Genomic DNA, 25,367 nt, shown 5'->3' on the forward strand with positions numbered 1-25,367 from the left:
CCCATCCGGGTGGTCGCCCTTCCGCGTTCCCCGGAGCGGGCGCGTCGGGGGTCGTGGAGGGCGTTCCTGTCGGAGTATGGTGATCTTCGCCGTGCGCCCCCGCTCACCGGGGGGCCTTGACGAACCGCACGCAGCGCGCAATTCTCAGGACGCGTCGTCACAACGATCCGTATCCGAGGCATGGATCGACGACGGAACGGGCAGTATCGAGGTGCGCCACACGGCGCGAGGTACCGCGGAGTTGAGAACAACGAGGGTCGAGAAAAGTACGCCCTGGACATCAGTGAGCCGAGTGGCTACACTGACCCTTTGCGCTGCCTGTTAGCTGCCCCCTGCCCGTCACCAGGGGCATCCCCTCGCATAAGCATCGTGGACACGACCGCCCTGACCTGGCTTTACGGCCACTGTCCGGAACGTCCGTCTTCATGCACAGCTTGGAACCGGTACGCGCGTAGTGAGTCCGAGCCCTCGGAAGGACCCCCTCTTGGCCGCCTCGCGCAACGCCTCGACCAATACGAACAACGGCGCCAGCACCGCCCCGCTGCGCATCTCCTTTGCAAAGATCAAGGAGCCCCTCGAGGTTCCGAACCTCCTCGCGCTGCAGACCGAGAGCTTTGACTGGCTGCTCGGTAACGCCGCCTGGAAGGCTCGCGTCGAGGCAGCTCTCGAGTCGGGACAGGACGTCCCCAGGAAGTCGGGTCTGGAGGAGATCTTCGAGGAGATCTCCCCGATCGAGGACTTCTCCGGGTCGATGTCGCTGACCTTCCGCGACCACCGTTTCGAGCCGCCGAAGAACTCGATCGACGAGTGCAAGGACCGTGACTTCACGTACGGCGCCCCGCTCTTCGTCACCGCCGAGTTCACCAATAACGAGACCGGCGAGATCAAGTCCCAGACGGTCTTCATGGGCGACTTCCCGCTCATGACCAACAAGGGCACCTTCGTCATCAACGGCACCGAGCGTGTCGTCGTGTCGCAGCTTGTCCGCTCGCCGGGCGTCTACTTCGACTCCTCGATCGACAAGACGTCCGACAAGGACATCTTCTCCGCCAAGATCATCCCTTCCCGGGGTGCCTGGCTGGAGATGGAGATCGACAAGCGCGACATGGTCGGTGTCCGCATCGACCGCAAGCGCAAGCAGTCCGTCACCGTCCTCCTGAAGGCGCTCGGCTGGACCACCGAGCAGATCCTGCAGGAGTTCGGCGAGTACGAGTCCATGCGCGCCACCCTGGAGAAGGACCACACCCAGGGCCAGGACGACGCGCTGCTCGACATCTACCGCAAGCTGCGTCCGGGCGAGCCGCCGACGCGCGAGGCCGCTCAGACGCTGCTCGAGAACCTCTACTTCAACCCCAAGCGCTACGACCTCGCGAAGGTCGGCCGCTACAAGGTGAACAAGAAGCTCGGCGCCGATGAGCCGCTGGACGCGGGTGTCCTCACCACCGACGACATCATCGCGACCATCAAGTACCTCGTGAAGCTCCACGCGGGCGAGACCGAGACGGTCGGCGAGTCGGGCCGGGAGATCGTCGTCGAGACCGACGACATCGACCACTTCGGCAACCGCCGTCTGCGCAATGTCGGCGAGCTCATCCAGAACCAGGTCCGCACGGGTCTGGCTCGTATGGAGCGCGTCGTGCGCGAGCGCATGACCACGCAGGACGTCGAGGCGATCACGCCGCAGACCCTGATCAACATCCGGCCGGTCGTCGCCTCCATCAAGGAGTTCTTCGGCACCAGCCAGCTGTCGCAGTTCATGGACCAGAACAACCCGCTGTCGGGTCTGACGCACAAGCGTCGTCTCTCGGCGCTGGGTCCCGGTGGTCTGTCCCGTGAGCGGGCCGGCTTCGAGGTCCGAGACGTGCACCCGTCCCACTACGGACGCATGTGCCCGATCGAGACCCCCGAAGGCCCGAACATCGGTCTGATCGGTTCGCTCGCCTCGTACGGCCGCGTCAACGCGTTCGGCTTCATCGAGACGCCGTACCGCAAGGTCGTCGACGGTCAGGTCACCGACGAGGTCGACTACATCACCGCCGACGAGGAGGACCGCTTCGTCATCGCCCAGGCGAACGCGATCCTGAACGACGAGCTCCAGTTCACCGAGCCGCGCGTCCTGGTCCGCCGCCGAGGCGGCGAGGTCGACTACGTCCCGCCGACCGACGTCGACTACATGGACGTCTCGCCGCGCCAGATGGTGTCGGTCGCGACCGCCATGATCCCGTTCCTCGAGCACGACGACGCCAACCGTGCCCTGATGGGCGCGAACATGATGCGGCAGGCGGTGCCGCTGATCAAGTCCGAGGCCCCGCTCGTCGGTACCGGCATGGAGTACCGCTGTGCCACCGACGCCGGCGACGTACTGAAGGCCGAGAAGGACGGTGTGGTCCAGGAGGTCTCCGCGGACTACATCACGACCACGAACGACGACGGCACGTACACCACGTACCGCCTGCACAAGTTCTCCCGGTCGAACCAGGGCACCTCCGTCAACCAGAAGGTCGTGGTCGACGAGGGCTCGCGCGTCATCGAGGGCCAGGTCCTCGCCGACGGTCCCGCCACCGAAGACGGCGAGATGGCCCTCGGCAAGAACCTGCTCGTGGCGTTCATGCCGTGGGAGGGTCACAACTACGAGGACGCGATCATCCTGTCGCAGCGCCTCGTGCAGGACGACGTCCTCTCCTCGATCCACATCGAGGAGCACGAGGTCGACGCCCGTGACACCAAGCTCGGCCCGGAGGAGATCACCCGGGACATCCCGAACGTCTCCGAGGAGGTCCTCGCGGACCTCGACGAGCGCGGCATCATCCGCATCGGTGCGGACGTCGTCGCCGGCGACATCCTGGTCGGCAAGGTCACGCCCAAGGGCGAGACCGAGCTGACCCCGGAGGAGCGTCTGCTCCGCGCGATCTTCGGCGAGAAGGCCCGCGAGGTGCGTGACACCTCGCTCAAGGTCCCGCACGGCGAGATCGGCAAGGTCATCGGCGTCCGCGTCTTCGACCGCGAGGAGGGCGACGAGCTTCCTCCGGGCGTGAACCAGCTGGTCCGCGTCTACGTCGCCCAGAAGCGCAAGATCACCGACGGTGACAAGCTCGCCGGCCGTCACGGCAACAAGGGTGTCATCTCCAAGATCCTTCCGATCGAGGACATGCCCTTCCTCGAGGACGGCACCCCGGTCGACATCATCCTCAACCCGCTGGGTGTCCCGTCCCGAATGAACCCGGGACAGGTCCTGGAGATCCACCTCGGCTGGCTCGCCAGCCGCGGCTGGGACGTCTCCGGCCTCGCGGACGAGTGGGCGCAGCGCCTGCAGGCCATCGGTGCCGACCAGGTCGCCCCGGGCACCAACGTCGCCACCCCCGTCTTCGACGGTGCGCGTGAGGACGAGCTCGCGGGTCTGCTGCAGCACACCATCCCGAACCGCGACGGCGAGCGCATGGTGCTCCCCTCCGGCAAGGCGCGCCTGTTCGACGGCCGCTCCGGCGAGCCGTTCCCGGACCCGATCTCGGTCGGGTACATGTACATCCTCAAGCTCCACCACCTGGTCGACGACAAGCTGCACGCCCGGTCGACCGGTCCGTACTCGATGATCACCCAGCAGCCGCTGGGTGGTAAGGCCCAGTTCGGTGGCCAGCGCTTCGGTGAGATGGAGGTGTGGGCGCTGGAGGCTTATGGCGCCGCGTACGCCCTCCAGGAGCTGCTGACGATCAAGTCCGACGACGTGACCGGCCGCGTGAAGGTCTACGAGGCGATCGTCAAGGGCGAGAACATCCCTGAGCCCGGCATCCCCGAGTCCTTCAAGGTGCTCATCAAGGAGATGCAGTCCCTGTGCCTCAACGTGGAGGTGCTCTCCTCGGACGGCATGTCCATCGAGATGCGCGACACCGACGAGGACGTCTTCCGCGCAGCGGAGGAGCTCGGTATCGACCTGTCCCGGCGCGAGCCGAGCAGCGTCGAAGAGGTCTGACGGGAGTCCGGTACGGGGACTCGGTGCACCATCGCTGAGTCCCCGGCCGGCCCCAGGACCCCCGTTTCAGACCCCAAGACTTACAACCCTGAGAGGGATTGACGCATAGTGCTCGACGTCAACTTCTTCGACGAGCTCCGGATCGGTCTGGCCACCGCTGACGACATCCGTCAGTGGAGCCACGGCGAGGTCAAGAAGCCGGAGACCATCAACTACCGCACGCTCAAGCCCGAGAAGGACGGACTCTTCTGCGAGAAGATCTTCGGTCCGACCCGGGACTGGGAGTGCTACTGCGGCAAGTACAAGCGTGTCCGCTTCAAGGGCATCATCTGTGAGCGGTGTGGCGTCGAGGTCACCCGCGCGAAGGTGCGCCGCGAGCGGATGGGCCACATCGAGCTCGCCGCTCCCGTTACCCACATCTGGTACTTCAAGGGCGTCCCGTCGCGCCTCGGCTACCTGCTCGACCTCGCGCCGAAGGACCTCGAGAAGGTCATCTACTTCGCCGCGTACATGATCACGTTCGTCGACGACGAGCGTCGCACCCGCGACCTCCCGTCGCTGGAGGCGCACGTCTCCGTCGAGCGTCAGCAGATCGAGAACCGTCGCGACTCCGACCTGGAGGCCCGCGCCAAGAAGCTCGAGACCGACCTGGCCGAGCTCGAGGCCGAGGGCGCCAAGGCCGACGTGCGCCGCAAGGTGCGCGAGGGTGCCGAGCGTGAGATGAAGCAGCTGCGCGACCGTGCGCAGCGCGAGATCGACCGTCTCGACGAGGTCTGGAACCGCTTCAAGAACCTCAAGGTCCAGGACCTGGAGGGCGACGAGCTCCTCTACCGCGAGCTGCGTGACCGCTTCGGCACGTACTTCGACGGTTCGATGGGTGCCGCGGCGCTGCAGAAGCGCCTGGAGTCCTTCGACCTGGACGAGGAGGCCGAGCGCCTCCGCGAGATCATCCGTACCGGCAAGGGCCAGAAGAAGACCCGTGCGCTCAAGCGCCTCAAGGTCGTCTCCGCGTTCCTGCAGACCGCGAACAGCCCCAAGGGCATGGTTCTCGACTGCGTGCCGGTGATCCCGCCGGACCTGCGTCCGATGGTGCAGCTGGACGGTGGCCGCTTCGCGACCTCCGACCTGAACGACCTGTACCGCCGCGTGATCAACCGCAACAACCGTCTGAAGCGTCTGCTCGACCTCGGTGCCCCCGAGATCATCGTGAACAACGAGAAGCGGATGCTCCAGGAGGCGGTCGACGCCCTCTTCGACAACGGCCGTCGCGGTCGCCCGGTCACGGGCCCCGGCAACCGTCCGCTGAAGTCCCTCAGCGACATGCTGAAGGGCAAGCAGGGTCGATTCCGTCAGAACCTGCTCGGCAAGCGTGTGGACTACTCCGCGCGTTCCGTCATCGTCGTCGGTCCGCAGCTGAAGCTGCACCAGTGCGGTCTGCCGAAGGCCATGGCGCTGGAGCTCTTCAAGCCGTTCGTGATGAAGCGCCTGGTCGACCTGAACCACGCGCAGAACATCAAGAGCGCCAAGCGGATGGTCGAGCGCGGCCGCACGGTCGTGTACGACGTCCTCGAAGAGGTCATCGCCGAGCACCCGGTCCTGCTGAACCGTGCGCCCACGCTGCACCGCCTCGGCATCCAGGCCTTCGAGCCCCAGCTGGTCGAGGGCAAGGCCATCCAGATCCACCCGCTCGTCTGCACCGCGTTCAACGCGGACTTCGACGGTGACCAGATGGCCGTGCACCTGCCGCTCTCCGCGGAGGCGCAGGCCGAGGCCCGCATCCTGATGCTGTCCTCGAACAACATCCTGAAGCCGGCCGACGGCCGTCCGGTCACGATGCCGACCCAGGACATGGTCCTCGGTCTGTTCTTCCTGACCACCGACGGTGAGCTGCGGGACACCAAGGGCGAGGGCCGCGCGTTCGGCTCCACGGCCGAGGCGACGATGGCGTTCGACAACGGTGAGCTCGCGCTCCAGTCGCCCATCGACATCCGCTTCCCCATCGGCACCGTTCCCCCGCGCGGCTGGGTTCCCCCGGTCGCCGAGGAGGGCGAGCCGCAGTGGCAGCAGGGTGACTCGTTCCGTCTGCGGACGACCCTGGGCCGTGCGCTCTTCAACGAGCTGCTGCCCGAGGACTACCCCTTCGTCGACTACTCCGTCGGCAAGAAGCAGCTCTCCGAGATCGTCAACGACCTCGCCGAGCGCTACCCCAAGGTCATCGTGGCGGCGACGCTCGACAACCTGAAGGCGGCGGGCTTCTACTGGGCGACCCGTTCCGGCGTCACCGTGGCCATCTCCGACGTCGTCGTGCCGGAGGCCAAGAAGGCGATCGTCAAGGGCTGGGAAGAGCAGGACGAGAAGGTCCAGAAGCAGTACGAGCGCGGTCTCATCACCAAGGAAGAGCGCACTCAGGAGCTCATCAACATCTGGACCAAGGCGACCAACGAGGTCGCCGAGGCGATGAACGCGAACTTCCCCAAGACGAACCCCATCTTCATGATGGTTGACTCGGGTGCCCGAGGAAACATGATGCAGATGCGGCAGATCGCCGGTATGCGTGGTCTGGTGTCGAACGCCAAGAACGAGACGATCCCGCGTCCCATCAAGGCGTCCTTCCGTGAGGGTCTCACCGTCCTCGAGTACTTCATCTCGACGCACGGTGCCCGTAAGGGTCTGGCCGACACCGCCCTGCGTACCGCCGACTCGGGTTACCTGACCCGTCGTCTGGTGGACGTCTCGCAGGACGTGATCATCCGCGAGGAGGACTGCGGCACCGAGCGCGGTCTGAAGCTGAAGATCGCCGAGAAGGGTGCCGACGGCATCCTGCGGAAGACGGGCGACGTCGAGACCTCCGTGTACGCGCGGATGCTCGCCGAGGACGTCGTCGTGGACGGCAAGGTCATCGCGCCGGCCAACGTCGACCTGGGTGACGTGCTCATCGACGCCCTCGTGGGCGCCGGCGTGGAGGAGGTCAAGACCCGCTCGGTCCTGACCTGTGAGTCCGCCGTCGGTACCTGTGCCTTCTGCTACGGCCGCTCGCTGGCCACCGGCAAGCTGGTCGACATCGGTGAGGCCGTCGGCATCATCGCCGCCCAGTCCATCGGTGAGCCCGGTACCCAGCTGACGATGCGTACCTTCCACACCGGTGGTGTGGCCGGTGACGACATCACGCAGGGTCTGCCGCGTGTCGTCGAGCTCTTCGAGGCCCGTCAGCCCAAGGGTGTCGCCCCGATCTCGGAGGCGGCCGGCCGCGTCCGCATCGAGGAGACCGAGAAGACCAAGAAGATCGTCGTCACCCCGGACGACGGCAGCGACGAGACGGCGTTCCCGATCTCGAAGCGTGCCCGTCTGCTGGTGGGCGAGGGCGACCACGTCGAGGTGGGCCAGAAGCTCACCGTGGGTGCCACCAACCCGCACGACGTGCTGCGGATCCTCGGTCAGCGCGCGGTCCAGGTCCACCTGGTCGGCGAGGTCCAGAAGGTCTACAACTCGCAGGGCGTGTCGATCCACGACAAGCACATCGAGATCATCATCCGGCAGATGCTGCGCCGTGTGACGATCATCGAGTCCGGCGACGCGGAGCTGCTGCCGGGCGAGCTCGTCGAGCGCTCGAAGTTCGAGACCGAGAACCGTCGTGTGGTCACCGAGGGCGGTCACCCCGCCTCCGGCCGTCCGCAGCTGATGGGTATCACCAAGGCCTCGCTCGCCACCGAGTCGTGGCTGTCGGCGGCGTCCTTCCAGGAGACGACCAGGGTTCTGACCGACGCGGCGATCAACGCCAAGTCGGACTCCCTGATCGGCCTCAAGGAGAACGTCATCATCGGTAAGCTCATCCCGGCCGGTACGGGCCTGTCCCGCTACCGCAACATCCGGGTCGAGCCGACCGAGGAGGCCAAGGCCGCGATGTACTCGGCCGTCGGCTACGACGACATCGACTACTCGCCGTTCGGCACCGGCTCCGGCCAGGCCGTTCCGCTGGAGGACTACGACTACGGTCCGTACAACCAGTAAGCGAGTCGCTTGAAGCACTGAAGGGCGGCCACCCCGTTGCGTACGGGGCGGCCGCCCTTCGGCGTGCGCGGGCGGGTCCGCGCACGTGGTGGGCGCGGTGCTGCCCGCGAGGGGCCGGCGGGCGCGCTCCAGGGGGGTCCAGCCGGGTCTGGACGGCCGCCTGGAGGAGGGCCGGCGCGCGCGGGGGCGGTGGCCCTGCCAGGACGGTGGTGGGGGGCGGTGAGGCGGCTCACCACGGCCGGGGGCCACCAGGCGTCTCCTGGGGCCGGAAGGGGCCGTGGGGCGCGGGAGGGCGGCGAGCGCGGCGGCAGGAGGGCCCGGCCCGCTCACGTGAGCGGCGTCACCCGGCCCTCCGGCCCCCGCCCAGCCGTTCGCCCCGACTCCCGCCCCCACCACGCCCGTTCGCGGCTCCACGCTCCGCCGCGCCGGCCGGGAGCCGGTGCGCGCGGGCATTTGTTTTGACCGGAGTCCGTACGGTAGGTACGCTCAGACCTTGTGCCTGGGGTGTGCCTGGGCTCGTGTGCGTGTCCTCAACCGCATGGCGAGTCCGTCAACAGCCACCGCAATCTGCGCCTTCCCGCCCTCGGCGGAGGTCCGCAGTATTCGACACACCCGACCGCGTGGGTCGGCGATGTTCCAGGTTAGTTTTACGACGGCACACAGAAACCGGAGAAGTAGTGCCTACGATCCAGCAGCTGGTCCGGAAGGGCCGGCAGGACAAGGTCGAGAAGAACAAGACGCCCGCACTCGAGGGTTCCCCTCAGCGTCGTGGCGTCTGCACGCGTGTGTTCACGACCACCCCGAAGAAGCCGAACTCGGCCCTCCGTAAGGTCGCGCGTGTGCGTCTGACCTCCGGCATCGAGGTCACGGCCTACATCCCGGGTGAGGGTCACAACCTGCAGGAGCACTCCATCGTGCTCGTGCGTGGTGGCCGTGTGAAGGACCTGCCGGGTGTTCGTTACAAGATCATCCGCGGTTCCCTCGACACGCAGGGCGTCAAGAACCGTAAGCAGGCTCGCAGCCGCTACGGCGCCAAGAAGGAGAAGTAAGAATGCCTCGTAAGGGCCCCGCCCCGAAGCGCCCGGTCATCATCGACCCGGTCTACAGCTCTCCTCTTGTCACCTCGCTGATCAACAAGATCCTGCTGGACGGCAAGCGTTCCACCGCCGAGCGCATCGTCTACGGCGCCATGGAAGGCCTCCGCGAGAAGACCGGCAACGACCCGGTCATCACGCTGAAGCGCGCCCTCGAGAACGTGAAGCCGTCCCTCGAGGTCAAGTCCCGCCGTGTCGGTGGCGCCACCTACCAGGTGCCGATCGAGGTCAAGCCCGGTCGCGCCTCCACCCTCGCGCTGCGCTGGCTCGTGGGTTACTCCCGCGCCCGCCGCGAGAAGACCATGACCGAGCGCCTCATGAACGAGCTCCTCGACGCCTCCAACGGCCTCGGTGCTGCGGTCAAGAAGCGTGAGGACACGCACAAGATGGCCGAGTCCAACAAGGCCTTCGCGCACTACCGCTGGTAGTTCGACCCCACATCGAGACCGAGAGAAGACTGAAGCCTTATGGCTACCACTTCGCTTGACCTGGCCAAGGTCCGCAACATCGGGATCATGGCCCACATCGACGCGGGCAAGACGACCACCACCGAGCGGATCCTGTTCTACACCGGTGTGTCTTACAAGATCGGTGAAGTCCACGACGGCGCTGCCACGATGGACTGGATGGAGCAGGAGCAGGAGCGCGGCATCACGATCACGTCTGCCGCGACGACCTGCCACTGGCCGCTGGAAGACGTTGACCACACCATCAACATCATCGACACCCCGGGCCACGTCGACTTCACCGTCGAGGTGGAGCGTTCGCTCCGCGTGCTCGACGGTGCGGTGACGGTGTTCGACGGCGTCGCCGGTGTCGAGCCCCAGTCCGAGACTGTCTGGCGTCAGGCGGACCGCTACGGCGTCCCGCGTATCTGCTTCGTCAACAAGCTCGACCGTACGGGTGCCGAGTTCCACCGCTGCGTCGACATGATCGTGGACCGCCTCGGCGCCGTCCCGATCGTCATGCAGCTGCCCATCGGTGCCGAGATGGACTTCCAGGGTGTCGTGGACCTCGTCCGCATGAAGGCCCTGGTCTGGTCCGCGGAAGCGACCAAGGGCGAGATGTACGACGTCGTCGACATCCCCGCCTCGCACACCGAGGCCGCTGAAGAGTGGCGCGGCAAGCTGGTCGAGACCGTCGCGGAGAACGACGAAGAGGTCATGGAGCTCTTCCTCGAGGGCCAGGAGCCCACCGAGGAGCAGCTGTACGCCGCGATCCGTCGTATCACCATCGCCTCCGGCAAGGGTGGCGGCGAGAAGACCATCACCCCCGTCTTCTGTGGCACCGCGTTCAAGAACAAGGGCGTCCAGCCCCTGCTCGACGCGGTCGTGCGCTACCTTCCCTCCCCCCTGGACGTCGAGGCCATCGAGGGCCACGACGTCAAGGACCCGGAGCAGGTCATCAAGCGCAAGCCGTCCGACGACGAGCCGCTGTCGGCCCTCGCGTTCAAGATCGCGAGCGACCCGCACCTCGGCAAGCTCACCTTCGTCCGGATCTACTCCGGTCGCCTGGAGGCCGGCACCGCGGTGCTGAACTCCGTCAAGGGCAAGAAGGAGCGCATCGGCAAGATCTACCGCATGCACGCGAACAAGCGTGAGGAGATCGACTCGGTGGGCGCCGGCGACATCGTCGCCGTCATGGGCCTGAAGCAGACCACCACCGGTGAGACGCTGTGCGACGACAAGAACCCGGTCGTCCTGGAGTCCATGGACTTCCCGGCGCCGGTCATCCAGGTCGCCATCGAGCCCAAGTCCAAGGGTGACCAGGAGAAGCTGGGTGTAGCCATCCAGCGTCTCGCGGAGGAGGACCCCTCCTTCCAGGTTCACTCGGACGAGGAGACCGGCCAGACCATCATCGGTGGTATGGGCGAGCTTCACCTCGACATCCTCGTCGACCGCATGCGTCGCGAGTTCAAGGTCGAGGCGAACGTCGGTAAGCCGCAGGTCGCGTATCGTGAGACGATCCGCAAGGCCGTCGAGCGCATGGACTACACCCACAAGAAGCAGACCGGTGGTACCGGTCAGTTCGCCAAGGTGCAGATCGCGATCGAGCCCATCGAGGGTGGCGACACCTCGTACGAGTTCGTGAACAAGGTCACCGGTGGCCGCATCCCGAAGGAGTACATCCCTTCGGTCGACGCCGGTGCGCAGGAGGCCATGCAGTTCGGCATCCTGGCCGGCTACGAGATGACCGGCGTTCGCGTCATTCTTCTCGACGGTGGCTACCACGAGGTCGACTCCTCCGAACTCGCGTTCAAGATCGCCGGCTCGCAGGCCTTCAAGGAGGCCGCGCGCAAGGCTTCGCCGGTCATCCTCGAGCCGATGATGTCCGTCGAGGTCACCACGCCCGAGGACTACATGGGCGAGGTCATCGGTGACATCAACTCCCGCCGTGGCCAGATTCAGGCCATGGAGGAGCGCAGCGGCGCTCGCGTCGTGAAGGGCCTCGTGCCCCTTTCGGAGATGTTCGGCTACGTCGGCGACCTCCGCAGCAAGACCTCGGGTCGCGCAAGCTACTCGATGCAGTTCGACTCCTACGCCGAGGTTCCGCGGAACGTCGCCGAGGAGATCATCGCGAAGGCCAAGGGCGAGTAACTCTCCCAAGTTCACGCTTTAGGCTTGACACCAGTCGCTGGGGCTCATTCCCCCGAAACCCGAGGGATCGGGCCCCGGCGCCTGGCATCCCAGCAAAGATCACCTGGCGCCGATGAAGCAAGGCGTACAGAACCACTCCACAGGAGGACCCAGTGGCGAAGGCGAAGTTCGAGCGGACTAAGCCGCACGTCAACATCGGCACCATCGGTCACATCGACCACGGTAAGACGACCCTCACGGCCGCCATTACCAAGGTGCTGCACGACGCGTACCCGGACCTGAACGAGGCCTCGGCCTTCGACCAGATCGACAAGGCTCCTGAGGAGCGCCAGCGCGGTATCACCATCTCCATCGCGCACGTCGAGTACCAGACCGAGTCGCGTCACTACGCCCACGTCGACTGCCCCGGTCACGCGGACTACATCAAGAACATGATCACGGGTGCGGCGCAGATGGACGGCGCCATCCTCGTGGTCGCCGCCACCGACGGCCCGATGCCGCAGACCAAGGAGCACGTGCTCCTGGCCCGCCAGGTCGGCGTTCCCTACATCGTCGTCGCCCTGAACAAGGCCGACATGGTGGACGACGAGGAGATCCTGGAGCTCGTCGAGCTCGAGGTCCGTGAGCTCCTCTCCGAGTACGAGTTCCCGGGCGACGACCTGCCGGTCGTCAAGGTCTCGGCGCTCAAGGCGCTCGAGGGCGACAAGGAGTGGGGCCAGTCGGTCCTGAACCTGATGGCCGCCGTCGACGAGGCGATCCCGCAGCCCGAGCGTGACGTCGACAAGCCGTTCCTGATGCCGATCGAGGACGTCTTCACGATCACCGGTCGTGGCACCGTCGTCACCGGTCGTATCGAGCGTGGTGTCCTCAAGGTCAACGAGACCGTCGACATCGTCGGTATCAAGACCGAGAAGGTCACCACCACGGTCACCGGCATCGAGATGTTCCGCAAGCTGCTCGACGAGGGCCAGGCCGGTGAGAACGTCGGTCTGCTCCTCCGTGGCATCAAGCGCGAGGACGTCGAGCGCGGCCAGGTCATCATCAAGCCCGGTTCGGTCACGCCGCACACGAGCTTCGAGGCCCAGGCCTACATCCTGTCGAAGGACGAGGGTGGCCGTCACACCCCGTTCTTCAACAACTACCGCCCGCAGTTCTACTTCCGTACCACGGACGTGACCGGCGTCGTGACCCTCCCCGAGGGCACCGAGATGGTCATGCCGGGCGACAACACCTCCATGACCGTCGAGCTGATCCAGCCCGTCGCCATGGAGGAGGGCCTCAAGTTCGCCATCCGTGAGGGTGGCCGGACCGTGGGCGCCGGCCAGGTCGTCAAGATCAACAAGTAATTGTCGATCTGACCTGAGCCACTCCTGACGGAGCCTCAACAGAAGGCCCCCGATCCACCGTTCGCGGTGGGGCGGGGGCCTTCTTGTGTCGCCCCGGTGACGGATGGGGCGGGAGTGGCCAGTTAGCATGCGAACAGTTGTGTGTGTCATGTCCATCAGGGGTGGGGAGACATCTTGAGTTCCGGACGTCGAGCGAGACGGACGACGAAGGCGGCGCTGGTGCGCCGCACCGCGCTGGGGACCGCCGTCGGCGTCCTCGCGGTCCTCGGTATCCAGGCCGCGGCGAACGGCGCCGTCTTCGGTACGGAGGACAAGGCCGGGGCGGGGGACAAGCCCGGTGTGTACAGCACCGAGGCGGGGAACGGCGTGTCGGGCCGGGGCGAGCTGCACAAGCTCGCGCTCACCGACAAGGGCAAGGGCGAGGCCGTCCTGACCCAGCGGACCACCGAGCCGTTCGGCCTCCTCGGCGTCTCCTGGGCGGACTCCGACGAGAAGATCAAGGGCACGATAGAGGCGCGCGCCCGCAGTATCGAGACCGGCGAGTGGTCCGACTGGATCGAGCTGGAGCCGCTGCCGGTCGGCATGGACGGCAAGCGGCCCGGCGCGGGCGCCGCCACCGAGCCGATCTGGGTGGGCGCATCGGACGGCGCCGAGGTCCGGGTGAGCGACGGCGCGGCCGCCGGTACGCTCCCGGCCGGCCTGCAGCTCAACATGGTGGACCCCGGCGGTGCGGGTGGCGAGGCGAAGGAGAACGGCACGCTCGACGCCGAGCCCGCCGCCTTCGTCGCCGACACCCCGCCGACCACGCCCGGTCCGGCGTCGACCGCTCCGCAGCCGAAGATCGTCACCCGCGCCGAGTGGCGCGCGGACGACGAGGTGCCCACGCCCGAGCCCCCGATCTACCTGCCCGGCGGGAAGATCAAGGCCGCCTTCGTGCACCACACGACGAGCGAGGCCTACGACTGCTCGGAGTCGCCGGCCATCGTCCGAAGCATCCTCCGCTACCACGTGACGACCGGCGAGAAGTGGCGCGACATCGGCTACAACTTCCTCGTCGACAAGTGCGGGACCATCTTCGAGGGCCGCGAGGGCGGCATCGACCAGCCCGTACAGGGAGCGCACACGTACGGCTGGAACTCCGAGTCCACCAGCGTCGCGGTCATCGGCGACTACACCAGCCAGGCCGCCTCGAACCCCGCGCTGATCTCGGCGTCCCGGGTCATCGCGTACAAGCTGGGGCAGTACGGCGTGAACCCGGGCGGCACCGCCCAGCTCACCGCCGGCGCCGCGCAGACCAACTACTTCGGTGACAAGTTCGAGGCCGGCAAGGTCTACTCCTTCGCCGCGACCTCCGGCCACCGCAACGGCTTCAACACCCAGTGCCCGGGCATCATGCTCTACCCGCAGCTGCCGACCATCCGCAGCCACGCCACCGGCACCGTCGCCAACCTGAAGGTCGACTCCCTGGGCGGCGGCGCGACACCCGCCGGCGGCGGCTACGAGACGCCCGGCCCGCTGACGGTCAACTGGTCCACCTCCACCGTCAACGGCCTCATCCACAAGTTCGAGGTCCTCGTCGACGGTCAGGTCGCCGGCTGGTCCTGGGGCCACATCCGCAGCGCCGCGACCACGGTGACGGGCTACGGCAACCACCAGGTCGCCATCCGGGCCACGCACACCTCCGGCAAGACGACCACCAGCCCGGCCGTCACCGTGACCGTCCCCGGTCCCAAGACGTTCAAGCCCGTCACCCCGACCCGGCTGATGGACACCCGCGCCGGTCTCGGCGTGCCGAAGGCCAAGGTCGGCCCGGCCGGCGTGGTGACCCTCCAGGTCACCGGCGCCAACGGCATTCCGGCCACCCACGTCGGCGCGGTCGTGCTGAACGTGACGGCCACCGCCCCGACGGCGACGAGCTTCGTCTCGGTCTACCCGAACGGCACGCCCCGGACGAGCGCCTCGAACCTGAACTTCACCGCCGGCAAGACGATCCCCAACCTGGTCGTCGTCCCGGTCGTGAACGGCAAGGTCAGCTTCTACAACCACGCCGGCACCGTCGACCTGATCGCCGACGTCACCGGCTACTACACGACCGAGACCACGGGCTCCACGCACGTCAACCACGGCCCGCTGCGGCTCATGGACACGCGCGCCGGTCTGGGCGTTCCGAAGGCCAAGGTCGGCCCGGACAGCGTCGTGACGCTGCCGGTCGCGGGCGTCCAGGGAGTTCCGGAGGAGGACGTCACCGCCGTCGTCCTGAACGTGACGGCGACCGCCCCGACCTCGGCGAGCTTCGTCTCGGTCTACCCCAGCGGCACGGCCCGGACGAGCGCGTCGAACCTGAACTTCACCGCCGGCCAGACGATCCCGAACCTGGTGGTCGTCCCGGTCGTCGACGGCAAGGTCAGCTTCTACAACCGCTCGGGCTCGGTGGATCTGATCGCCGACATCACGGGCTACTTCACCTCGGGCGGTGAGGGCGCGTCCCACATCAACCTGGGTCCGAAGCGGCTGATGGACACCCGCTCCGGCCTCGGTGTCGCCAAGGCCCCGGTCGCGGCCGGCGGCGTGGTGACCCTGCCGGTCGCGGGCGTGCAGGGCGTGCCGGCCGGTGACAAGGTCACCGCCGTCGTCCTGAACGTCACGGCGACCAACCCGACCTCGGCCAGCTTCGTCTCGGTCTACCCGGACGGAACGGCTCGTACCAGCGCGTCGAACCTGAACTTCACCGCCGGCCAGACGATCCCCAACCTGGTGGTCGTCCCGGTCGTCAACGGCAAGGTCAGCTTCTACAACCGCGCGGGCTCGGTCGACCTGATCGCCGACATCACGGGGTACTTCACCAAGTGATCTGAGCGCACGCACGGACGCGGGCCCGTCTCCCTCGGGGGAGGCGGGCCCGCGTCTTTATGCGCTGCGCTGCATGCGGCTCTGCGTGCGGCTCGGTGGGCAGCTCTGTGGGCAGCTCTGTGTACGGCTCTGTGTACGGCGGGCCGCGTTCAGCTCCGTGCGCCGCGCTCCGGCCGCCACAGCCAGGGCCGGGCGTCGGCGCCCAGGCCGACGGCGGTGGGCCCGTCGGGGCCGAGCAGCAGGGCGGTGCCGCCCACGGCGGCCGTTCCCTGCGTACGGGTGTGCAGCCGGCCGGCCCCGCGCAGCTGGATCCGGCCGCGCAGGTCCTTGCCGAGGAGGACGGGCGACCGGCCGTCGCCGGCGGCGGTCACCACGCCGTACCCGTCGAAGGAGACGCCGGCGCCGGTGCTCGACAGCAGCTCTGGGGAGGCGGGCGCACGGCGGTACACCACGACGCCGTCGGCACCGCCGTCGGTGCCGCGGGGGGCGGGGACGGCGGCGACCGGGTCGCCCGCGCCGGCGAGCGGCGCGGCCGGAACCCCGTCGATCCAGTGCGCCACGCTCTCCCGGCCGGCCGCGAGGACGTGGACCCGGCCGGCCCCGTCGACGAGGGCGGTCAGCCCGTCCTGCACCTCGGCGTCCCCGGCGAGGGGCCGCCAGCGGCTCCAGGTGCCGTCGGCGGCTCGTACCCGCGTCGAGACGCCCTTGCCCGCGTCGCGTACGAAGAGATGGACGCGGCCGTCGGGGGCGGTGACGGCCACCGGCACGCCGATCCGGCGCCCCCGGTCGTCGCCGCGCTCCGGATTGCCCAGGCCCCGCCAGGCGCGGAACGGGCCGCCGGGGGAGCGCTGCTCCAGGAGCACGACCTCGCGCCGGTTCGGACCGCCGTGGCCGCCGAGGGCGGCGAACCGGATCCCGACGAGGAGGACCCGGCCGTCGGGCAGCACCGCCGAGCCCAGCTCGGGCGCGAGCGGCCCGCCCCCGAGGTCCTCGGGCTCGCCCCAGAGCCCCGAGCCCCGCTCCGTCTCGCGCCAGCGCACGGCGCGCAGGCCGAGCACGCCGTGGGCGACGAGCCGCCCGTCCGGCTGGGCGTGGACGGCCGGGCCGCGCCCGGGCCAGCGGTGGTGGGTGGCGCGCACCCACCCCTTCTTGTTGGTGAGGGGGCGGTCGCCGCCGACGCCGTAGTCGCCGCAGCCGGACGGGTTGCCGCACTCCCAGGAGGGGTCGCCGCCGTACGGGACGAGGTGCCCGGCCTTCTCGCGGAGGACCTGCGGGGGGAGGTTCTTGGGCCAGTGGCGGTTGTAGTAGCCGCGGAACGCCGTGGCGGCGAACGCCGGTATCGGCGCGCCGTCCCGGGCGGAGTCGGCGACCCAGCGGACGAGCGCCGCCCAGGAGAAGCAGGCGACGGCGGTGTGGTCGCCGTGGTCGGAGTAGCCGGGCTGCTCGCTGTCCCGCTTGCGGGTGGCCTCGTCGCTGAGCTGGATGTCCGGGTCGGGGTCGAGGGTCTGCACGACGGTCGGTCGGTACCGCTCCAGGAGGCCCACGAGGACGTCGACCAGCCGGCCGTGGTCGTAGGTCTGCGAACGGCGGACGGGGGAGCCGGTGGAGACGTGGGTGGGGAGTTCGAGGGCCCGGTCGCGCCAGAGGGCGGGCAGGGCCATGTACCGGCGCGGGGTGTGCATGGGCAGGTTGAGGAAGATCAGCTCGACCCGGCGTCCGTTGTGGGCGAGGGTGTCGATCTCGGCCTGCCGGCCGCCGCGCAGGGTGACGACGTCCCGGCGCCAGGTCGCGAACCGGTCGAGCCCGATGGCCTCGGCGTACGCCTGGCGCAGGCCCTGGTGCCGGGCGGAGGAGTAGGCGGCCTTGTCGGGCGCGGCCGCGGGCATCCCCGCGACGCGGTTCACGCCGGTGTGCTCGCCGGCGGTGACGTAGACGGAGACGAGGGGGACACCGGCGTCGAGCATGCGCTGGGTGTCCGGGTTCATGAAGTAGAGGTCGTCGTCCGGGTGCGCGGCGAACTGCATCAGCTGCGCGCGCCCGGAGCGGGCGATCGGCATCCCGGGCGCGGGATCGGCGGCGGGCACGGCCCGCCGTGACGCGGGCACGGAACACCCCCCGAGAACCGCGCTCCCCCCGAGAGCAGCGGCCGCGACGGCCCCCGCGAGCACCCTGCGCCGCCGGGGCCGAGCGGCCCCGGACACGGATATGTCGTCCACTGGTGGTGCTTCCCCCGCGCTGTGTACCGGTCATCGAGCGTTAACGAAGACGGCGACAGGGCCCGAAAGGTTGTGCGGGGATAGGTCACATGGGCGAGGGGTTGCGGGGGAGGGGGGCGCGGGGCGTCGGGGTGGCGGCTGCGGGGGCTGGCGGCCGCCCGCCGTCAGGGCTGCGCGGGGAGCGCCCGGAGCAGGACCAGCCGACGGACGTCGGAGGTGTCCAGCACGGCCAGGGAACGCGTGACACCGTCCAGGAAGGTGACCTGGCCCTTGTTGTTATGGGCGTAGAGGAGGTTCCCGGTCGCCTCCTGACCACCGGCTTCACGGCGTACCCAGACGAGCCCACGGGTATCCGGGCCCGGTACGTGAAGGGCCTTGATCACGTCGTTCCAGTCGTCCACCGGCACGGGCGCGAAGCCGGGGAAGTACCGGCGGTGCAGCCGGTCCCACCAGCCGGGGGCCTCGTGGGCGGGGCGCCACGGCAGGGCGACGGCGCGGTGGCCGTCGAGCGCAGGGTGCAGCGCCGCCACACAGCCGCGGGCGTTGATGCGACGCGCCTGGCGACGGACCCGGGCGGCGGTCTCGTGCGGGGGAGCCGGTTCCAGGTCCGCCGACGGGGCGCTGGAGGCGGGGTGGAACGGCGAACTGCCGTCCTTGGGCACGACGAGCGAGGCCGCGAGCATCGGCGAGGGCGGGTACCCCGGCTGCGGGAGGGCCCGACAGGACAGCAGCCATGCCGTGTCCGTCTCGTACACCGGGCGCGGCACGGCGAGCTCGACGAGCCCGCCGTAGACCGCGCTCAGCCAGGCGGTCGCCTGCTGCACCGGATTCTGTGTCTGCATGGTCGGCACGCGGTGGTCAGTCCCAGGCCGTGCCCAGGGCACTGAGACGGTTCCCGTACTCGATCACCTCGCGCCACTCCGGCGGCCAGTACTTGATGCCGTGCACCGCCCCGGCGAAGGCGCCCGCCAGGGCCGCGATCGAGTCGGAGTCTCCGGACGAGTGGGCAGCGCGGCGCAGTGCGTGGCGTGCGTCGCCACCGACGACCAGGAAGCAGTACAGGGCTGTGGCGAGCGCTTCTTCGGCGACCCAGCCGGCGCCGACCACCGTGCTGGGGTCCTGGTCCACGTCCGGCTCGCGCAGCGCCTCGCTCACGCGGTCGAGAGCGCGCAGACATTCGTCCCACCCGAAGGCGATGTAGGTCTCGGGGTCCGGCGCGCCCGCCCGCTGGGCGAGGCCGCCCAGCCAGTCGGCGTGGTAGGTCCGCCGCGAGGCCCGCGCATAGGCGCGAAGTTCATCGAGGAGATGCGGCAGGGGGCAGGCGTTGACGAGGAGCCACACGGCGTGGGCCGTCAGGTCGCTCGCCGCGAGCGCCGTCGGGTGGCCGTGCGTCAGGGCGGCCTGCAGCTGGGCGAGGCCCGAGCGCTGCTCGGCCGTCAGACCGGGCACGAGGGCGACGGGGGCCACCCGCATGTTCGCGCCGCACCCCTTGGAGGTGACGATGCTCGCGGCCTGCCAGGGGACATCGCGTTCCAGAGCCGCGCAGGCGTCCAGGCAGGTCCGGCCCGGAGCCCGGTTGTTGTCCGGGTCGCGCAGCCAGCGCACGAAGTGTTTCCGTAGGGCCGTTTCCGCAGCGGCGGGCGTGAGCGAGGCACCTCCCTGTTGCGCGGCTCCTTGCGGCCTGCGTCCGCCTCGGACGTCCCGCTCTCCCTCGGCCCCCCGTGCCGCGCGCCCCTGTGCGGCGCTGTCCGGACTGCCGGTGGCCTCCGCCAGCGCTTCGCCCACGGCCAGCATCATCTGGGTGTCGTCGGAGACCCGCACCCCGCCGCCCGGGGAAAGGGGCAGCTCCATGGTGTGCCAGGGACCGAACCTGGCCCCGATCTGCTCCATGGTGAGGAACTCCGTCGGGTAGCCCATGGCATCCCCGAGGGCGAGACCGAACAGCACCCCGCTCGCCGGCCGCGTCGCGGCCCCCTTCGGACGCTGTCCTGCGCGTGCCTCGAGTACACCGGGGTACGGGGCCTCGGCGAGTGAGCCGGGTACGACGTGGCTGGACTCGACGAAGGGCGAATCACGGATCATCTCGGCCAACGCTTCGGACGGCGCGAGCCCGCGTGCTGTGGCGTCATAGAGGCGGCCCACCCACACGTCACCTTCGTTGAACGCTTCGGAACCGCCGTCCTTGCGTACGATCCAGTTCGCGGCGGCGTCCCTGTCGTTGACCCACACATAGCCGATCACCGAGCCGCGGGCGTCGGCCACGCTGACGTACTGCACGGGCCCGCTGCTTTCGCGTGCGTACCGCTGCGGCCCGCCCGGCTGGATCAGGAACTGCAAGTCCTCTTCGAAGTGCGGATTGGTCGTCCGCTTGACGAAGCGGGGGTCGGATTCCCGTTCGGGGTGCATGCGGGCAGTCCTTGTCTCGTGGGGCACCGAAGTGCGGGTGGCCGGATCGCGACGCGGTCACTTGGAGGGTGGGGTACGAGCGCTCACCGCGGTCTCCTCCAGGCACGTCCTCTCGGTACTCAATCCCATGCCCGGCCCAGGGCGCGGATGTGGTCGCGGTACTCCAGCACCTCGGTCCACTCGGGCAGCCAGTACGCGGGGCCGTGCTTCGCTCCGGCGAAGGCGCCGGCCAGGGCGGCAATGGAATCGGAGTCTCCGGAAGAGTGCGCTCCGCGCTGGATGGCCCGACGGGCGTAGCCGTCCACGACGAGGAAGCAGTACAGCGCCGTCGCGAGGGCTTCCTCGGCGATCCAGCCGGCGCCGACCGCCTCGCAGGGGTCGCGGTCGACGTCCGGGTCGCGCAGGGCGTCGGCCACCGTGTCGAGGGCGCGAAGGCACTCGTCCCATCCGAAGGCGATGTAGGTCTCGGGGTCCGGTGCTCCGGCCTTGTGCGCCAGGTCGCCGAGCCAGGCCTCGTGGTACTTCCGCCGCGACTGTGTCGCGTGGAGGCGCAGTTGCGGGATGAGCTCGTCCAGGGCGCAGCCGTGAGCGAGGAGCCACACCGCATGGGCCGTGAGATCGCTTGCGGCAAGAGCGGTCGGGTGGCCATGCGTCATGGCGGCCTGCAGCTGTGCGATGCCCGAGCGCTGTTCGGCCGTCAGGCCGGGTACGAGGGCGACGGGGGCCACGCGCATGTTCGCGCCGCAGCCCTTGGAGTTGATGACCGTGGCGTCCTGCCATCGGACACCGCGTTCGAGTCCGGTGCAGGCGTCCAGGCAGGTCTGTCCGGGGGCCCGGTCGTTGTCCGGGGAGCGCAGCCAGGTCACGAAGTGCCGTCGCAGGGCCTCCTCGACCTGCGCCGGTGTGAAGGTCTGGGCTGCCCCCCAGGCCCCACCCGTCACGCGAGGACTCACGGTGACGTCCGCGAGCGCTTCCGCGACCGCCAAGGTCATCTGGGTGTCGTCGGTCACCCGCACGACATCGCCGGCGGAGAGTGGCATCTCCATCGTGTGCCACGGCCCGAAGGTGGCGGTGATGCGCTCCATGGTCAGGAACTCGGTGGGGTAGCCCATGGCGTCACCGAGCGCCAGGCCGAGCAGGACCCCGGTAGCCGCGTGCCACGGGCGCTCCGTGGGCGGGTGGCCGGCCAGATCGAGGATCGCGTCCGAGTGGGGGGCCTCCGCGAGGGAGCCCGGTACCACGTGGCTGCTGGGGGAGGGCGACTCCATGGTCATCCGGGTCAGCGCTCCCGACGGCGTCAGCCCTCGCGCCTTCGCCTTACGGAGCCCGTCGATCCACGCGACGTCGCCGCTGGAGCCTTCTCGTCGGGGGACCCAGCCCGCGGCGTCGGCACGGTCGCTGATCCACAGGTAGCCGATCACCGTGCCGCCGGTGTCGGCCAGCGCGACATACTGCACGGCTTCACGGGTTCGGGACGAATATTCCGGAGGCCCTGGCACGACGACGGATCCGTAGTCCTCGGTGTGGCCACCGGTTCTCCGCTTCACGAAACGGGGCGATTCCTTTTCGCTGTTCATTGCTGTCTTTCCCTAGTTCCGGGGCAGGATCTCCCCGTAGATGTGCCATTGACCGGTGTCGTCCGCGAAGGCCCGTGTCACGTTGTAGCTCATGCCGCGTCCGAGGAGTAGTTCCCGTTCGCCCATACCGTAATGACTGACCTTCTCCACCCAGAGGGCATCGGTTCCCTCGGGGACGCGGAGGTGCAGGATGCCCGCTTTGTTGCCGAAAGCCGCGCTGCCGAGCGAGGTGGACATGTAGCCCGGTTCGTCCAGAGTCCTGCCGACCAGCTCTTCGGGTCGTGTGACGCCGAGGTGGGCCACCCCTTGGCCGCGTGCCACCGTGACATCCTCCGGGACGGGGCGGCCGGCGAGAGCCTTGTCGACCTCCTCGATGTTGCGGAGGACATCCGGAGTCCCCAGCTCGGGATTTCCTCGGAGATACGCGTTCATCTCCGAGTAGGTGGCATAGCGGGGATCTGGTTGGCCTCCGTGTTCGTCCGTGTAGTCGAGAACCGATTTCTTGGTCGACTCCGGAAGGCCCTCCGCGTAGTCGTTCCAGTGCTCCCGCCCGTACGCGATCGCCGCATCGTCGTTCGGGAACGAAACAGCGCCGTCGCTGATCTCCGCTGCCGCGACCTCGTGTTTCTGCGCGACATCGAGCCCATGGAACTCGTCCGCCGACACGTGCGGCTCATGCGTGAAACCGTTGTCGGCGTGCCCACCAGGCCCGTCGTTGACCCCCTGAAGCTCCGGATACTGATCGTCCAGGAACTCCTGCGCCGTAGGGCCGTCCACCGAATCCGCGTGGACGGCCCCCTGGTCCACGTGATCCGTGGCCTGGGCCAGGCCGTCCCAGTCCTTGGCGGCGGCCGTGTCGTCGACGAGACCCGTCGGAGTCGGGTGTGCGGCGGCGTCGTCGATCGTCCAGCCGGGAGGCAGCTGGGAGACCCCGTTGTCGGGCACCGCGGACGGTGGCCAGTGCGGGGCCGCCTCGTCCACCAGCCCCGTCGGCGGCGAGGACGGCGCATGTGCGACGTCGTCCCCGTACTTCAGACCCCGCGTCGCCGGATTCGACGCCGCTGCCTCCAGCCCCTCCCGGGCCGCGGCCCGCAGGCCGCCGCCGGCGAAACCCGTGCCCTTCGTGCCGAAGAGCTCCGGGATGAGGCGGCCGATGAATTCCGCCGGGTCCTTCTTGAACCCCTCGACCGCGGCCGTCACCACGCGCTCGGGGTGGGCGACCGTGGAGACCAGGCCGGAGAGCGTCATCGAGACGTTCTGCATGTACGCGGCCGGGTGCGTCAGGTTGTACGGATCGGTCGGGTTGAGGCCGCGGGCGAAGTTGAGCAGTCCCGCCGTGCCCTTGAGGGCGCCGCCCACCACGTGGGTCAGCTCCGTGTTGTACGCCTGGTATCCGTCGACGAGGTCGTCGCCCAGACGGCTGAGCGGCGGAGGTTCGGCCGGGGCGTGGGCCAGAGCCTTCTCCACCCTCGCCTGGGCTTCGGTCGCGGCGGTGTTCCGCTGCTCACGGGCGTGGGCGAGCAGGGCCTCCGCCTCCTTGACGACCGCCTTTCCGGGGTCCTCGGTCGTGGCGTTGCCGGCGTCCTTGTCCTTCGCGGCCGCCTTGGCCTCCTCCGAGACGCGCTTTCCCTCGCGGTACAGGTCGATGGCGTCGTACGCCACGCCCTGGGCCCACTTCACCGTGTGGGCGTAGGCCTCCAGAGCGCCGGCCGCCGCCTCGCACGCGTCCGCCGCGTGCAGCCACTTCGTGGGATGCACCCCGAACTTCTCGCGGAAGGCGTCGCCGCCCACGCCCTTCCAGCGTGACGAATCGACCTTCCTCATCCCCTGGCCGACCTTTTCGAAGGCCGCCCGGAAGTCCTTCAGGTGCGCCGCGCTCTCGAGGATCGTGGTGGGGTTCCCGCGGACGAGTTCGTTCGCCTCCTCGGTCTGGCCGAGCTGCTTCTCGCCGGGGGTCGCTCCGAGGTTCGACGCGACACCGTCGCCCCAGTCGGTGACCACGTCGGCGGCGCCGTGCAGACCGTAGGAGTCGAGCCGCTCCCCGGCTCTGTCGCTCGCCCAGTCGACGGTCTCGCCCAGCGCCTTCTTGCCGGAGTCGATGCCGTCCTCGACGGCCCCAAGGCCTTCGTTGATCCCGTCCTCGATGCCTTTGCCCAGATCACCGAGACCGTTGCCGATGTCGTCGAGCAGGCCGCCCATCAGCCCTCGTCACCCCTCTGCTGCGGGGACGTCGCGCCCTGCTGTGGTTGCTGCTGCTGGGCGGCGGCGGCCCGTTCCTCCGGAGAGGGGCCGAACGTGTCGTCGAGCATCTCCTCGTACTGAGCGTCGGAGACGCCGACGGAGGAGTGCAGGGTCTGTGGGTTCACGCCGGGCAGGCCGATCGTCTGGGAGGTCATCAGATCGCGGCCCGCGTCCTTCCAGCCCTGGGCCGAATTGGCCCTCGCCTGGTCGAAGGACTCCTGGCTGTAGTCGACCCCGCCGTAGGCCCCGGACGAGGCGATGTCACCCCACCCCTGCTTCGTGACCTCGTCCTCGGAGGCGTACGGATTGCCGATGGCCGCATTGGTCACGATCTTGAACGTGCCTTCCACGTACTGCTCGGTCTCGTGGTAGCTCCCGGCCGACAGACCCGTGGCGACGGCGAACGAGTTGCCCTCGTTGATCAGGGCACGCACCCCCCACTCCCAGCGCTCGCAGAACGACGAGAACGTCCCCGTCAACCCTTCGTGGCCCATCGCCAAGCCCGAGAGCGCGATGCCGCCGAAGCCACGCCCTTCCGCCGCCATGCTGTCCGCGCCGAGCTCCTTCAGCTCGCCCAGTGCCAGCGTCAGGCCGTTCGCGATCTCGTTCAGCCCGCTCGTGGCCAGGTCCTCACCGGCCTCGCCCCCGACCCCGCTCACCGTGCGGCCCCCCACTTCTCGGCTCCCGTGACGTTCCGATCCACCGCCGCCCCGTCCGGTACGACTCCGGCCACGGGCGGGAACAGCACCGCGTGCTCGGCGCCGTCCGCCGCGTCCAGGGCCACCCCGCACGGCATGCCCGCGCTCGGCACGGCCACGTCCAGCAGCCGCGACCCGAGCACCGTCTCGTACTCCCACTCGGTTTCGGCCTCGCCCCGGGCATGGGCGTACCGGACCAGCGCGGCCTCGTCGGAGAACGCGAGGATCCACCGCACGCCGCCGAGATCGACGGTCAGCCAGGCCTGGTCCCGGCGCGGTACGACCACCGCCGTCGTACGGAAGAGCGCCAGGACCGCCTCGAACTCGCGTCGCCGGGACTCGGCCCCCGGGTCCAGCGGCGCATCCG

General features: G+C 69.0%; 14 protein-coding genes. 7 read left to right on the forward strand and 7 right to left on the reverse strand.

Annotated features, from left to right (window positions below; all coding sequences use genetic code 11):
• Positions 1 to 484: 484 nt before the first annotated feature.
• From rpoB to ACZ6RC_RS07275, 7 genes are all read left to right on the forward strand, one after another.
• Positions 485 to 3,967 (forward strand): DNA-directed RNA polymerase subunit beta, encoded by a 3,483-nt coding sequence (rpoB, locus tag ACZ6RC_RS07245; RefSeq protein ID WP_391144171.1) that lies wholly within the window; start codon positions 485 to 487, stop codon positions 3,965 to 3,967.
• Between the two features lie 108 nt (positions 3,968 to 4,075).
• A complete protein-coding gene (locus ACZ6RC_RS07250; protein ID WP_391144173.1) occupies positions 4,076 to 7,975 on the forward strand; it encodes a DNA-directed RNA polymerase subunit beta' in 3,900 nt (1,299 codons plus the stop codon).
• Between the two features lie 677 nt (positions 7,976 to 8,652).
• Positions 8,653 to 9,024 (forward strand): 30S ribosomal protein S12, encoded by a 372-nt coding sequence (gene rpsL / locus ACZ6RC_RS07255; protein WP_003948652.1) that lies wholly within the window; start codon positions 8,653 to 8,655, stop codon positions 9,022 to 9,024.
• Positions 9,025 to 9,026: 2 nt separating this feature from the next.
• Positions 9,027 to 9,497, forward strand: coding sequence for a 30S ribosomal protein S7 (gene rpsG / locus ACZ6RC_RS07260; protein ID WP_007445917.1), 471 nt, complete (start codon positions 9,027 to 9,029; stop codon positions 9,495 to 9,497).
• Between the two features lie 39 nt (positions 9,498 to 9,536).
• The gene (fusA, locus tag ACZ6RC_RS07265) at positions 9,537 to 11,666 is read left to right on the forward strand and encodes an elongation factor G (protein ID WP_469579870.1); all 2,130 of its coding nucleotides are present in this window, start codon (positions 9,537 to 9,539) and stop codon (positions 11,664 to 11,666) included.
• Between the two features lie 152 nt (positions 11,667 to 11,818).
• The gene (gene tuf / locus ACZ6RC_RS07270; protein ID WP_147980746.1) at positions 11,819 to 13,012 is read left to right on the forward strand and encodes an elongation factor Tu; all 1,194 of its coding nucleotides are present in this window, start codon (positions 11,819 to 11,821) and stop codon (positions 13,010 to 13,012) included.
• 174 nt (positions 13,013 to 13,186) lie between these two features.
• Positions 13,187 to 15,862: a peptidoglycan recognition protein family protein gene (locus ACZ6RC_RS07275; RefSeq protein WP_469579872.1), complete on the forward strand. Its 2,676-nt coding sequence runs from the start codon at positions 13,187 to 13,189 to the stop codon at positions 15,860 to 15,862.
• Positions 15,863 to 16,011: 149 nt separating this feature from the next.
• On the opposite strand, the gene ACZ6RC_RS07280 is transcribed toward ACZ6RC_RS07275, so the two are convergent.
• The 7 genes from ACZ6RC_RS07280 to ACZ6RC_RS07310 form a co-directional block, all read right to left on the reverse strand.
• On the reverse strand, positions 16,012 to 17,967 hold the full coding sequence (locus tag ACZ6RC_RS07280) for a PIG-L family deacetylase (RefSeq protein ID WP_469579873.1): 1,956 nt from the start codon (positions 17,965 to 17,967) through the stop codon (positions 16,012 to 16,014).
• 275 nt (positions 17,968 to 18,242) lie between these two features.
• On the reverse strand, positions 18,243 to 18,920 hold the full coding sequence (locus tag ACZ6RC_RS07285; RefSeq protein WP_469579875.1) for a toxin glutamine deamidase domain-containing protein: 678 nt from the start codon (positions 18,918 to 18,920) through the stop codon (positions 18,243 to 18,245).
• Between the two features lie 16 nt (positions 18,921 to 18,936).
• On the reverse strand, positions 18,937 to 20,025 hold the full coding sequence (locus ACZ6RC_RS07290) for an ADP-ribosylglycohydrolase family protein (protein WP_469580773.1): 1,089 nt from the start codon (positions 20,023 to 20,025) through the stop codon (positions 18,937 to 18,939).
• Between the two features lie 578 nt (positions 20,026 to 20,603).
• On the reverse strand, positions 20,604 to 21,674 hold the full coding sequence (locus ACZ6RC_RS07295; RefSeq protein WP_469580776.1) for an ADP-ribosylglycohydrolase family protein: 1,071 nt from the start codon (positions 21,672 to 21,674) through the stop codon (positions 20,604 to 20,606).
• Between the two features lie 399 nt (positions 21,675 to 22,073).
• A complete protein-coding gene (locus tag ACZ6RC_RS07300) occupies positions 22,074 to 24,260 on the reverse strand; it encodes a putative T7SS-secreted protein (RefSeq protein WP_469579876.1) in 2,187 nt (728 codons plus the stop codon).
• The gene (locus ACZ6RC_RS07305; RefSeq protein WP_391144188.1) at positions 24,260 to 24,961 is read right to left on the reverse strand and encodes a hypothetical protein; all 702 of its coding nucleotides are present in this window, start codon (positions 24,959 to 24,961) and stop codon (positions 24,260 to 24,262) included. Before ACZ6RC_RS07305 ends, ACZ6RC_RS07300 begins: the two co-directional genes overlap by 1 nt.
• Positions 24,958 to 25,287 (reverse strand): hypothetical protein, encoded by a 330-nt coding sequence (locus tag ACZ6RC_RS07310; protein ID WP_469579878.1) that lies wholly within the window; start codon positions 25,285 to 25,287, stop codon positions 24,958 to 24,960. Before ACZ6RC_RS07310 ends, ACZ6RC_RS07305 begins: the two co-directional genes overlap by 4 nt.
• Positions 25,288 to 25,367: the final 80 nt, after the last annotated feature.

Source organism: Streptomyces sp. NPDC048353, from assembly GCF_055587165.1.

Coding starts and splice junctions, on each gene's coding strand:
- rpsG (WP_007445917.1), top strand. CDS start 9,027: ATGCCTCGTAAGGGCCCCGCCCCGAAGCGCCCGGTCATCATCGACCCG.
- fusA (WP_469579870.1), top strand. CDS start 9,537: ATGGCTACCACTTCGCTTGACCTGGCCAAGGTCCGCAACATCGGGATC.
- ACZ6RC_RS07285 (WP_469579875.1), bottom strand. CDS start 18,920: ATGCAGACACAGAATCCGGTGCAGCAGGCGACCGCCTGGCTGAGCGCG.
- ACZ6RC_RS07300 (WP_469579876.1), bottom strand. CDS start 24,260: ATGGGCGGCCTGCTCGACGACATCGGCAACGGTCTCGGTGATCTGGGC.